A 12,926-nucleotide genomic window follows, 5' to 3' on the forward strand; every position below is an offset into this window, starting at 1 on the left:
TATGTTTGGAAGAACTTATTATTGTGGAGAAATTACAGAAAAGGCGATTGGAGAATCCGTTCAATTAAAAGGCTGGGTACAGAGACGCCGTGATTTAGGCGGTCTAATTTTCATCGATCTTCGTGACCGCACTGGAGTCGTTCAAATTGTTTTTAACCCGGAAGTATCAAATGAAGCACTAGAAACTGCCGAAACACTTAGGAACGAGTTCGTTATTGACGTGAAAGGTGAAGTGGTGAAGAGGGAAGAATCCACTTTTAACCCCAAAATAAAAACAGGGACAATTGAAGTGATTGTCAATGAAGTAACTATTATTAATAAAGCAAAAACACCTCCATTCATGATTGAGGACAGAACAGATGCAGCGGAGGACATCCGTTTAAAATACCGTTATCTGGACTTGCGTCGATCTGAGATGTTCGAAGTGTTTAAGATGCGTCATGATGTTACAAAAACAATCCGGAATTACTTGGATGAAGATGGTTTTCTTGATATAGAAACGCCGATGCTCACGAAAAGCACTCCGGAAGGAGCCAGGGACTACCTTGTTCCGAGCCGTGTCCACCCAGGTGAGTTTTACGCGTTGCCGCAGTCCCCGCAACTGTTTAAACAGCTTCTGATGGTGAGTGGGTTTGATAAATACTATCAGATCGCTCGTTGTTTCAGAGATGAAGATCTGCGGGCGGACCGTCAGCCTGAATTCACGCAAGTGGATATTGAAGCAAGCTTTATGGATCAAAAGGAAATCATGGAAATGGTCGAAAAGATGATGGGCAAAATCATGAAAGATGTGAAAGGCATTGATGTTCCAGAGCATTTCCCAGTGATGACCTATGATGAGGCAATGGCGCGTTTTGGTTCCGACAAGCCGGATACCCGTTTTGAAATGGAGCTTCAGGATGTTTCTGAAATCGTGAAGGAATCAGGCTTCAAAGTGTTTTCCGGAGCAATTCAATCTGGAGGACAGGTAAAATCCATCGTTGTAAAACAGGCTGCAGAAAAATATTCCAGAAAAGACATTGACGCACTCGGTGAATTCGCCGCCATTTATGGAGCAAAAGGGCTTGCCTGGATGAAAGTCGAAGAGGACGGCATTAAAGGGCCGATCGCTAAATTCTTTAATGAAGAAGAAGTCAAGCAGCTTACAACTTTCCTTCAAGCAGAAGTCGGAGATTTGATTCTTTATGTTGCCGACAAAAAGAGTGTAGTGGCTGACTCGCTCAATGCTTTAAGGTTGAAGCTTGGCAAAGAGCTTGGACTCATTGATGAATCCAAATTTAACTTCCTTTGGGTTGTTGACTGGCCGCTATTAGAATATGATGAAGAAGAAGGGCGCTATACTGCAGCACACCATCCATTTACAATGCCTGTCAGGGAAGATGTCGAATACCTTGAAACAAACCCTGAGCGTGTGCGTGCTCAAGCCTACGACCTTGTGTTGAATGGATATGAGCTTGGGGGAGGTTCATTAAGGATTTTTGAAAGGGATGTACAGGAGAAAATGTTCACAGCCCTTGGATTCTCACCGGAAGAAGCTCAGGAGCAGTTTGGCTTTTTACTTGAAGCCTTTGAATACGGAACTCCGCCTCATGGAGGGATCGCACTAGGTCTTGACAGAATGGTTATGCTTCTTGCCGGACGGTCAAGCCTCAGGGATACGATTGCTTTTCCAAAAACAGCAAGTGCCAGCGATCTTTTGATGAAAGCACCCGACGAAGTCGACAGCCAGCAATTAAAAGAACTTCATCTTCAAGTTGAAGGTAACAAATGATAAAAGTGTAGAGTAAAACCTACCACCACCATCTTGATTTTTTAACTTCATTCAGCAGAAGTCTCCCACTTCTGTAAGTGGTGAGATGAATGCATGTTGGTTATTCCATTTAGCGGGGGTACAAACCCCGGCTGAATTAAGTCAAAGCCTCCGGCGGATGCCACAGATTTTTAGAGGAGATTTATCGAGCGGAGCTCAATAAAATCTGGGCGCAAATACGCCAAGGCGTATTTGATAACTTGACAAGCAGGATTGGACCGATGAGGAAAATTCTCCAACTGTTTTTGATTGATATAATTTTGTGCCTGTGATAATATTTATCCAACAAGAAAAGTCCTGATGTGTTCGTCTAAATACCTTATCGTTTTGACCGACAAGTTTTAACTACGGGAGCTTGGAGTTTCCAAATCGATGGCATGCCTTTGGTCAAAGGACGCTTGAGATTCGGAGCAGGGCACCCACCTGCCGAGAGCGGGTTCAAAACAAAGGATCTTAATGACGGCACAATTGGGACTTTTCATTTTCAACCAAAAAAAGCAATCTGCAACAATGCAGATTGCTTTTTTTGGTGGGATAAATTGGATTTGAGCGGTGCACATTATTGAGGCGACTTAAAGCAGGGATGTCATACCAAAGAATATCTCCGCTCAAAAGGAAATGAAGGATATGAATAATAAGAGTCAAGCCAAAAAGAATCACCTAAAAGATCATCAGAAATTAATGAAACTGGCGTATACGATGATGCCAATCTTACGGATATTCCCAAAGATGATGAAGATGAACAGGAATCAAATTAATCCGATGAGGATACAAATGTTATTTGCTTGCCAACACTTTTATTTTCCTATATTCTTAGTCCTGAATCGATTTGAACTTGGAGATGATTTTCATGCTGCATCAGTTTTCGCGCAATGAACTGGCGTTAGGAAAAGAAGGATTAGAAATATTAAAAAACAGCACAGTTGCTGTTCTAGGGATCGGCGGTGTCGGATCATTTTCCGCTGAGGCACTTGCGAGGTCAGGTGTGGGCAAATTAATTCTTGTAGATAAAGACAATGTGGATATTACGAATGTCAATAGGCAGATCATTGCCTTGTTGTCAACCGTTGGAAAGCCGAAAGCGGATTTGATGAAAGAAAGGATAAAAGATATTAATCCAGAATGTGAAGTCGTTGCTTTAAAGATGTTTTATACGGAAGAGACATACGAGGAATTTTTTTCGCATGATCTTGATTTTGTTGTGGATGCATCCGATACGATTTCTTATAAAATTCATCTGATTAAGGAATGTCTTAAAAGGGATATACCAATGATTTCAAGCATGGGCGCCGCCAATAAGATGGACCCGACCCGGTTCATGATCAAGGATATTTTTAAAACGCATACCGATCCCATTGCAAAGGTGATCAGGACAAGGCTTAGAAAAGAGGGAATCAAAAAAGGAATTCCTGTTGTATTTTCCGATGAAAGTCCGATTGTAGTCAGGGAAGATGTGGCTCAAGAAGTCGGAAAACAAGATTCGGATATTAGGAAAGCGAAAATGCCTCCCTCATCGAATGCTTTTGTTCCTTCAACTGCGGGCTTAATTATGGCGAGCCATGTAGTAAGGGAGCTTTTGAAAGGTATTCATATTGAGCGGGTTAATAATGCTTGAAAATACTGACGGGACCGTGAGGTCCCGTAGTTTATTTCATTCGTTATTTTGGATCTTTTCATACACAGCTGCCAAAGCCTGCTCGAATTTCCCTGTTTTTTTAGGTTTATAATACTCTTTTCCTTTTATTTTATCAGGCAGATATTGCTGTTTGACCCAGCCGGATTCATAGTTGTGGGGATATTTATAGTCAATTCCCCTTCCCAATGATTTTGCTCCTTTATAATGAGAGTCTTTTAAATGGAGAGGAACTTCTCCACTTTTACCTGATCGGATATCGCTTAACGCTTCGTCCATCGCTTTATAGGCGGAATTGGATTTTGGAGACAGGCAGAGCTCAATCACTGCGTTTGCTAACGGAATACGGGCTTCAGGAAAACCGATTTTTTCTGCCGTTTGTACCGCGGCCAGAGCTCTTGGTCCAGCTTGTGGATTAGCGAGACCAATATCTTCATACGCGGTGACAAGCAATCTTCTGGAGATGCTTGGCAAATCACCTGCCTCAATCATTCTACCGAGGTAATGTAAAGCGGCATTAACATCACTGCCACGGATTGATTTTTGAAAAGCGCTTAAAACATCATAATGGGCATCGCCATCTTTATCATGGGAGAAAGCTTTTTTCTGAAGGCATTCTTCAGCTACTTCCACTGTAATATGAATAACCTCGTCCTTATTTGGTTCAGTTGAAAGAACGGCTAGTTCAAGTGCATTCAAAGAGCTCCTCACATCCCCCCCGCTCGCGGAAGCAAAGTGATGAAGGGCACTTTGGTCTAAGTTTATTTCATATTTGCCAAGGCCGCGCTCTTCATCATGGAGGGCCCTTTCAATCGCCTTGAACATATCGGGCTCTTCCAAAGGAAAAAGCTCAAAGATCTGACAACGACTCCTGATGGCCGGGTTAATTGCATGGTAAGGGTTGCTTGTAGTAGCGCCGATTAGAATGATCATACCATTTTCCAAGTATGGGAGCAGGAAATCTTGTTTTCCTTTGTCAAGGCGGTGAACCTCATCCAACAAGAGAATGACTTTACCGCTCATTTTCGCTTCTGCGGCGACTATCTCCATATCCTTTTTATTATTTGTCACTGCGTTCAAAGAACGGAAAGCATAGTTGGTGCTTCCTGCTATGGCGCTTGCTATTGATGTTTTTCCAATGCCAGGGGGACCATATAAAATCATGGATGAGAGCTGTTTAGCTTTCACCATTCTAGAAATGATTTTTCCTTCTCCGACAAGGTGTTGCTGACCGACTACCTCATCAATCGTTCTTGGTCGCATCCGAAAGGCCAAAGGTTGTGCGTTCATGACATCCTCTCCAAACTGCTGTCTAGTTTTCTGTATAGAAAAAATGTGAGTTTAATTAAAGTTTGTTTAGCTCCAGAAAGGTCGACTAGCAAACTTCCTGCGGCGTAGTATATCCGATGAGGCTAAGTTCACCTACCGCAAGGTTGCGTGATGTTGACTCAATGCAGTTTCACACTGAGTCATCCTTAGTGTAGCTTTCCTATGATAAGTCAACATAGGTGCTCCTGAGATCAGGATGTCTTAGTGCTACTGATGTACAGGAAATTTAGTGCAAGTAAGTAGCAGGACGTCGCTGCTTGAGTCTTCTGAGTTCTATCGATGCAAGGATTAAGCCCATGCCGAAGAAAACTATGCCTTTGTCAATGATCGTCTAGCTTTACGCCGTTAAGCAGGCACTTTCACATTTCCTTATCCTTTATTTCGACGGAGTCATCCGTCTGTACGTTAAATGAGTAGGCACGTCCATTTTTCTCATTGCTTCTATCATACCAAACTTGCGTGCTATATGCATTTTAGCTAGGGGTTATGTTATAATGGAGCAATGCAAAGGGGTAGGAGACTTGAAAAAAAGAGATCAATTACCAAAGAGGTTTATTTTATTTATTGTTGGGCTTCTTGTAATGTCGCTTGGAATTGCGCTGATGATTGTCTCTGATTTTGGAGCGTCCCCATGGGATGTTCTTCATGTGGGTCTTTATTATCAGTTCGGTCTAACGATCGGGACATGGAGCATCATCGTCGGTTTTGTCGTACTGGGCAGTGCTGGTTTGATGATGAAAGAATGGCCGCAGTTCGGTGCCTATTTGAATATGGTTGTCGTTGGGATATTTATTGACATGTTCATGATGCTTCCATTCATGACTGAACCCGAAACATGGCTGGGAAAAGGTGTTATGTTTATGGGGGGAATGGTGATTTACGCTTATGGCATGGGAGTTTATTTGTCCGCAGAGCTTGGAGCCGGTCCAAGGGACAGCTTTATGCTGGCATTGACTGCTAAGACGAAGTGGAAAGTCGCCAATGCAAGACGGTTGATGGAAGTGGGGGTTTTGGTAATTGGTTGGTTGCTCGGAGGCCCTATTTTTATCGGAACGATTGTATTCAGTATTGCTGCAGGCACTTTTATTGGTATTGCTTTGCCGCAATGCCAAATACTTACAAATAAATGGCTGAAAAATACAGTGAAAGATAAAAAAGTGAATGAAATTGAACGGGGTGCAAGTGTATGAAAATTTCTACCAAAGGTCGTTATGGTCTGACCATCATGATTGAACTTGGAAAAAGATATGGAGAGGGCCCCATATCCTTGAAGTCGATAGCACAGTCTCATAATCTTTCGGAGCATTATCTTGAGCAGCTTGCAGGTCCTCTTCGCAATGCTGGACTGGTCAAAAGCGTGAGAGGAGCGTATGGCGGCTATATATTGGCCAAGGAGCCTTCAGAGATTACGGCTGGCGATATCATCCGCGTATTGGAGGGTCCCATCAGTCCTGTTGAAGGAATCGAGGATGAGGAGCCTGCAAAAAGGGCATTATGGATCAGAATACGTGACGCAGTTAAAGAAGTTTTGGACAGCACGACTGTTGAGGATTTGGCTAACCATGAAGATGAAGGCCAGGTACAACCATACATGTTTTATATTTAATCTGAGAAATTGGTGGGAACAATGAATAATATTTATTTGGATCATGCTGCTACAACACCGCTCCATCCACAGGCTGCAGAGCAAATGACAACAGTCATGAAAGAAATATACGGGAACCCGTCCAGCATCCATGCTTCCGGCCGTCAGGCCCGTCACTTGCTGGATCTGGCAAGAGCAAAGGTAGCCCGGACAATTCATGCCAAAGACAATGAAATCGTCTTTACGAGCGGCGGGACAGAAGCGGATAATCTTGCAATCATAGGCACAGCAATCGCAAATAGAGATAACGGGAAGCATGTCATCACATCTTCCATTGAACATCATGCCGTACTTCATGCCTGTAACTTTCTTGAGAGGGAAGGGTTTGAAGTGACGTATGTCCAACCGGATGAAAATGGCTTGATTGATGTGGGAGAGATAGAAAAAGCTCTCCGTGATGACACAATTCTGGTAACGATTATGTTTGCCAACAACGAAGTGGGGGCCATTCAGCCGATTAAGAAAATCGGTTCATTATTAAAAAAACATCAGGCCTATTTTCATACGGATGCTGTTCAGGCGTATGGAACAGAAGAAATTGATGTGAATGATCTCCAAGTCGATCTTTTATCTGCTTCAGCCCATAAAATAAACGGTCCAAAAGGCGTCGGGTTTCTTTATATCAAGAATGGAACAAGGATCGATTCCTTGTTCTATGGGGGAGAACAAGAGTTAAAGAGACGGCCGGGTACGGAAAACCTTGTATCCATTGCCGGGTTTGCTGAAGCTGCATCCATCTCCTCAAGCATGTTAGAGGAAAAGAGACAGACGTATAAACAGCTTAAAGATAAATTTCTTCAGACACTTGATAATGAAAAAATTGAATTTACCATTAATGGTTCAACGAAAGGATCGGTTCCACACGTTTTGAATATCAGCTTTCCTGGCACGGAAGTGGAATCCCTTCTTGTGAATTTAGATCTTGAAGGAATAGCTGCATCAAGCGGTTCCGCATGTACTGCTGGTTCTGTTGAACCTTCTCACGTATTGACTGCTATGTTTGGCAGCGGATCGGAACGGACACACAATTCAATCCGCTTCAGTTTCGGGCTCGGCAATACAGAGAAACAGGCCGTGGAGGCCGCTAAGAAAACAGCTGAAATCGTCCGAAGGCTTACTAAATGAAAGGAAGATTACAGTGAATAAGGCACCGAAAGATACACGTGTGATTGTTGGTATGTCCGGTGGAGTCGACTCATCTGTGGCTGCTCTCCTGCTAAAAGAGCAGGGGTATGATGTGATCGGAATTTTTATGAAAAATTGGGATGACACGGACGAATTCGGCGTATGCACGGCTACCGAAGATTACAATGACGTTATAAGAGTATGTAATCAAATTGGCATACCTTACTATGCAGTTAACTTTGAACAGCAATATTGGGATAAGGTTTTTACTTATTTTCTTGATGAATATAAAGCGGGAAGAACACCCAATCCAGATGTAATGTGTAACAAGGAAATCAAATTTAAAGCATTTTTGGACCATGCGCTGAAACTAGGCGCTGATTTTTTGGCGACAGGTCATTACGCGCGGATCGAACGCAGCAATGGGGAAGTTAAAATGCTTCGGGGGATTGATCAAAACAAGGACCAGACTTACTTTTTAAATCAATTGACCCAGGATCAGCTCCAAAAAGTTATGTTTCCGCTTGGGGGAATTGACAAGAAAAGGGTAAGGGAAATAGCCAAAGAAGCGGGCTTGGCCACAGCAGAAAAAAAGGACAGCACTGGAATCTGTTTTATTGGGGAACGGAATTTTAAGGAGTTCTTAAGCGGCTATCTTCCAGCCCAAAAAGGGAATATGGAGACTTTGGATGGAGAAAAAGTTGGTACCCATGATGGTTTGATGTATTATACAATCGGGCAGCGTCACGGTCTTGGGATCGGCGGTGCCGGCGACCCGTGGTTTGTTGTCGGGAAAAACCTTGAGAAAAATGTTTTGTATGTAGAACAGGGATTCAATCATCCGACATTATATTCAGACAGCATCCAAGCTATTAAATTGAATTGGATTTCCGATCAGAAGAAAGAGACTGAGTTTACTTGCACCGCGAAATTCCGTTACCGGCAGCCGGATGAGGAAGTCACGGTCAAGTTGTTGCCGGGAAATGAAGCCGAAATCAGATTTGCAAGGCCGGTAAGAGCCGTTACGCCTGGGCAGGCAGTCGTCTTTTATGACGGGGATGTTTGTCTTGGAGGAGGAACGATTGATCAGATTTTTCATGATGGACAAAGATTAACGTATGTCGGATAGTTGAAGGGCTGCTTATTTCATAAGCAGCTTTTTCCAGGTGAGCAGAAAGTGTGAAATTATACAAAATCTCATTCCAAGAGGAACTGTAGAGTCCGGAGACGGACAAACTCGAAATAGCTTTGCTTTTTCTGCTTGGATGTTGAGCCGTCATTTCTCTTCGCAATTATATGGAAAAACGGGCGCTAGGGATTTTCTTTTGCGGCATATGTTATAATTTTAATAATAAAAGAACTTATGTACGGAGTGTAGCAAATGGATAAAAACATACAAGGAATTGAATATTTACAGCAGGGAGAAATGGAAAAAGCCGTTCAAATGTTTACAGAGGCGATTGAGGAAAATCCAAAGGACCCAGTAGGTTATGTAAACTTTGCAAACGTTCTTCTATCGGTTGGAGAGCCGCAGCGGGCGGAGGAATTTCTAAAGCGTGCTATAGAGCTGGATAATCAGGCGACAGCAGCTTACTACAGTTATGGAAATTTATATTTTAATCAGGAGAAATATCCGGAAGCTGCAGGGATGTTTGAAAAAGCTTTGGCTATTGGCCCGGAAACGAATGATTTACATTACATGCTTGGAATGTGCTTTGTGAATTTGGGAAGAACTGAGTTGTCACTCCCATATCTGCAAAGAAGTGTAGAGCTGGATGATACGGATATTGAAGCAAAGTTCCAGTACGGATTGGCATTGGCACGGGCAGGAGTCATGGACGAGGCAATTAAAAATTTGGCAGAAGTGGTTGAAGCAGATCCTGAGCATGCTGACGCTTTGTATAATTTGGGTGTTGCCTATACAGGTAAAGAAAACCAACTGGAAAAAGCCTTGGGCTATTTCAATAAAGCATTGGCCACCCAACCCGATCATATTCTTGCGGGGAATGGAAAAAAGTTGGTGGAACAGGTTTTAAAAGAGCAAGACTAAGCATTAGGGGAGGTCCCGGCAATGGAATCACTTGATCTGTTTTCCGAAGATGAAAAGTTCATAAAGGGTCGGCACCTCGTTACGATTTTTCATAATGAACAAAACCTATACTCTGTTGTCAGGATTAAAGTGGAAGAAACAAATGAGGAGTATAAGGAAAAAGAAGCAGTCATCACTGGTTATTTTCCAAAAATACACGAACAGGAAACGTATATTTTTTATGGGGGGTTAAAGGATCACCCGAAATTTGGACTCCAATTTCACGCCAAGCATTTCAAAAAAGAAATGCCACAGACAAAACAAGGGCTTGTTATGTATCTTTCCAGCGATTTATTCAAAGGAATTGGTGAAAAAACGGCTGAACGAATCGTGGAAGCCCTTGGAGAGAATGCGATCAGCCTCATTTTAAACAAACCATCTGTTTTGGAGGGAATCCCCCGGGTTCCGCCTGAAGTAGCCAACAACTTGTATGAAACGCTTCTTGAACACCAGGGACTGGAGCAGGTGATGATTGGCTTAAATCAATATGGATTCGGGCCGCAAATATCCATGAAGATATACCAGGTGTATAAAGAGGAAACGTTGAACATCATTGAAAAAAATCCATACCAGCTGATCGAAGATGTCGAAGGAGTTGGGTTTGGCAGGGCGGATGAGCTTGGAGCTCAGCTGGGCATTGTGGGGAATCACCCACAAAGGATCAAGGCAGGCTGTTTGTATGTTCTGGATCAACAATGTATGCAAAACGGACATGTCTATTTGGAAGCGGAGCAGCTGCTTGAACAAGTAAAGCAACTGCTAGAAAACAGCCAGGATGTTGAAATTCCTTTTGAATTAATTGCGGATGCCCTCATTCAGTTAAAAGAGGAAGGCAAAGTGATTGGTGAGGAACAGCGGGTTTATATGCCTTCGCTTTATTTTTCGGAGAAAGGTCTTGTTACGAACATCAGCCGGATTATGGATCAAAAGCAATACGCAGATCAATTTCCAGAATCTGAATTTTTATTAGCGCTCGGGAATTTGGAAGAACGGTTGGGCGTCCAGTATGCACCGTCCCAAAAAGAAGCGATTCAAACAGCTTTAACAAGTCCATTGATGATTCTGACAGGTGGTCCTGGAACCGGAAAGACAACAGTTATAAAAGGAATTGTGGAACTGTATGCAGAGCTTCATGGTTGTTCTCTAGATATCCATTCCTATAAAAGGGAAGACGTGTTTCCGTTTATCTTGGCAGCTCCTACCGGCCGTGCAGCCAAAAGGATGGCCGAGTCGACCGGGCTCCCAGCGATGACCATCCATAGGCTATTGGGCATGACAGGCCAGGAGGACTTGGATTCAGAAGGAGAGCGGGAAATCGAGGGGAATATCATCATCATCGATGAAATGTCGATGGTGGATACGTGGCTTGCCCATCAGCTTTTCAAGTCGCTCCCTGATTCCATTCAGGTTATTCTTGTAGGAGATGAAGACCAGCTTCCTTCAGTTGGTCCAGGACAAGTGCTGAAAGATCTTTTAGCCTCCAATACCCTTCCGGTTGTCCAACTGACTGATATTTACCGTCAAGCAGACGGTTCGTCGATTGTGGAACTGGCACATGAAATAAAAAATGGAAAAATCCCATCTGATATTACGGTTCAGAAGAAAGACAGGTCCTTTATCAAATGCCAAGCACCGCAAATAGGGGATGTTGTTGAGAAAGTCGTAAAAAATGCCATCACAAAAGGATACACGGCAAAGGATATTCAGATATTAGCTCCTATGTACCGAGGACCTGCCGGAATTGACAATTTGAATAAAATTTTGCAGGAAGTTTTTAATCCCAAAAAAGAAAAAAGGAACAAGGAAATAACCTTAGGAGAGACGAAATTCCGGATAGGGGATAAGGTGCTGCAGCTTGTCAATCAACCGGAAAAGAATGTCTTCAATGGTGACATCGGAGAAATTATTTCGATCTTGTATGCAAAAGAAAATGTTGAAAAGCAGGATATTATTATCGTTTCTTTCGAAGGAACGGAAGTCACATATATGCGCCAGGACTTTAACCAGATTACCCATGCTTTCTGTTGCTCTATCCATAAATCGCAGGGAAGCGAGTTTCCGATTGTCATCCTTCCGGTTGTAAGAAATTATTATCGGATGCTCCGCCGCAATTTACTATATACAGCCATAACAAGGAGCAGGCAATTTCTCATTTTGTGCGGAGAAGAAAGTGCCTTCCGTACCGGAATAGAACGAGAAGATGATCAAAAGAGACAAACAACATTGTGTGAGAAGCTGGCTGGTGAAAAACTGCAGCCAACCGTTGAAGTACAACTGAATGATGAACAAGAGGAATGGTCATATGAAGACAAACTTTTCATGACTGATCCCATGATTGGCATGGAAAATGTTTCACCTTATGATTTCCTCGATTGAGCAGACAATAAAAATGTTCGAAAAAGGCGGTGTTTCTTTTGCGGACATTTTCTTTATTGAAAGGCATGTCGGTCTATGACCGAAATGGAGAAATACTCGGTGAGGTTTGCGATATTTGCATAGGCGAAGAGGGACTGGTGACAGATCTTTTGCTGCAGATGAAAGGGTTCATCGGTAAAAAGGTACGTGTTCCCGTCCAGTCTGTTTCTTCCTTTGGTGAGGATGGGATTATACTTGGTAGCAACAGGCAATACTCCAAATACCGAGAGCTGGATAATGAATATACCATGCATCATGGCCACCCTTTAGCCAAAAAAAATACAATGACACCACATGGCGAACAACTCGGCTTGCTGGATGATGTATATTTTTTGGAAAAAGAGGGCACAATCGTTGGGTATGAGCTGACTGATGGTTTCTTTTCAGATATAACGGAAGGAAAGCGGGTAATTCGTACCCTCGATCCCCCAAGTATGGGAAAGGATGCCATCATCGTGTCGGCAATTAACCAACGAGGTGGCAATGCCCATGATGAAATGTCCGAATTGTCAAAGCAAGGACCTTGGTAAAATTGGAGTCAATCAGTACTATTGCTGGAATTGCTTCATAGAACTTTCCATCGGGAAGGAAATCATCTATACCCACCAGGTGGAAGAAGATGGTACCTTGAGTTCCTTGGATGATCTGTTCGACGAACGGGAACGAAAGTTGAGTTAAGAGGCTGCCTTCAGGAGGTAGCCTCTTGATTTTAACTTCATTCAGCAGAAGTCTCCCACTTCTGTAAGTGGTGAGAAGAATGCATATTGGTATTCCATTCAGTGGGGGGCAAACCCCGACTGAATAAAGTTAAAGCCTCCGACGGATGCCTCAGATTTTCAGAGGAAACAATCGGGCGACGTTTCTCGTCGCCACCGTCTAG

The 12,926-nt window shown here is 43.1% G+C and carries 11 protein-coding genes and 1 other RNA gene; 11 read left to right on the forward strand and 1 reads right to left on the reverse strand.

The features are described from left to right. The first annotated feature begins 1 nt into the window (after position 1). From aspS to D5F11_RS23290, 3 genes are all read left to right on the forward strand, one after another. Entirely contained in the window at positions 2-1,771 is a 1,770-nt protein-coding gene (aspS, locus tag D5F11_RS23280; RefSeq protein ID WP_120118853.1) for an aspartate--tRNA ligase, read from the forward strand. Positions 1,772-2,101: 330 nt separating this feature from the next. Continuing rightward, positions 2,102-2,289: non-coding RNA, 6S RNA (gene ssrS, locus D5F11_RS23285), on the forward strand. 371 nt (positions 2,290-2,660) lie between these two features. Next, on the forward strand, positions 2,661-3,425 hold the full coding sequence (locus D5F11_RS23290) for a tRNA threonylcarbamoyladenosine dehydratase (RefSeq protein WP_120118851.1): 765 nt from the start codon (positions 2,661-2,663) through the stop codon (positions 3,423-3,425). Between the two features lie 36 nt (positions 3,426-3,461). Here the strand turns inward: D5F11_RS23290 and D5F11_RS23295 are convergent, their stop codons facing one another. Then, on the reverse strand, positions 3,462-4,733 hold the full coding sequence (locus tag D5F11_RS23295; protein ID WP_120118850.1) for a replication-associated recombination protein A: 1,272 nt from the start codon (positions 4,731-4,733) through the stop codon (positions 3,462-3,464). A 533-nt stretch (positions 4,734-5,266) separates the two neighbouring features. Here D5F11_RS23295 and D5F11_RS23300 point away from each other — a divergent pair. The 8 genes from D5F11_RS23300 (at position 5,267) to D5F11_RS27600 (ending at position 12,724) form a co-directional block, all read left to right on the forward strand. Next, positions 5,267-5,962: a YczE/YyaS/YitT family protein gene (locus D5F11_RS23300; RefSeq protein ID WP_120118849.1), complete on the forward strand. Its 696-nt coding sequence runs from the start codon at positions 5,267-5,269 to the stop codon at positions 5,960-5,962. Next, on the forward strand, positions 5,959-6,378 hold the full coding sequence (gene cymR / locus D5F11_RS23305; RefSeq protein WP_120118848.1) for a cysteine metabolism transcriptional regulator CymR: 420 nt from the start codon (positions 5,959-5,961) through the stop codon (positions 6,376-6,378). The genes D5F11_RS23300 and cymR overlap by 4 nt, the downstream gene beginning before the upstream one ends. Positions 6,379-6,399: 21 nt before the next feature. Continuing rightward, complete coding sequence (locus tag D5F11_RS23310) at positions 6,400-7,542, forward strand: cysteine desulfurase family protein (RefSeq protein WP_120118847.1); 1,143 nt, start codon at positions 6,400-6,402, stop codon at positions 7,540-7,542. Positions 7,543-7,555: 13 nt separating this feature from the next. Next, positions 7,556-8,671 carry a tRNA 2-thiouridine(34) synthase MnmA gene (gene mnmA / locus D5F11_RS23315; RefSeq protein ID WP_120118846.1) on the forward strand — a complete coding sequence of 372 codons (1,116 nt, stop codon included), beginning with the start codon at positions 7,556-7,558 and terminating at the stop codon, positions 8,669-8,671. A gap of 252 nt (positions 8,672-8,923) precedes the next feature. After that, entirely contained in the window at positions 8,924-9,592 is a 669-nt protein-coding gene (locus tag D5F11_RS23320; protein WP_120118845.1) for a tetratricopeptide repeat protein, read from the forward strand. 21 nt (positions 9,593-9,613) lie between these two features. Further along, a complete protein-coding gene (gene recD2, locus D5F11_RS23325) occupies positions 9,614-12,007 on the forward strand; it encodes an SF1B family DNA helicase RecD2 (protein ID WP_120118844.1) in 2,394 nt (797 codons plus the stop codon). Between the two features lie 38 nt (positions 12,008-12,045). Then, positions 12,046-12,576 carry a PRC-barrel domain-containing protein gene (locus D5F11_RS23330; protein WP_120118843.1) on the forward strand — a complete coding sequence of 177 codons (531 nt, stop codon included), beginning with the start codon at positions 12,046-12,048 and terminating at the stop codon, positions 12,574-12,576. Continuing rightward, positions 12,536-12,724, forward strand: coding sequence for a hypothetical protein (locus tag D5F11_RS27600; RefSeq protein WP_120068728.1), 189 nt, complete (start codon positions 12,536-12,538; stop codon positions 12,722-12,724). Before D5F11_RS23330 ends, D5F11_RS27600 begins: the two co-directional genes overlap by 41 nt. Positions 12,725-12,926 lie beyond the last annotated feature (202 nt).

Origin of the sequence: Siminovitchia terrae (genome assembly GCF_003605405.2) — a bacterium.
Classification (GTDB): domain Bacteria; phylum Bacillota; class Bacilli; order Bacillales; family Bacillaceae_C; genus Siminovitchia; species Siminovitchia terrae.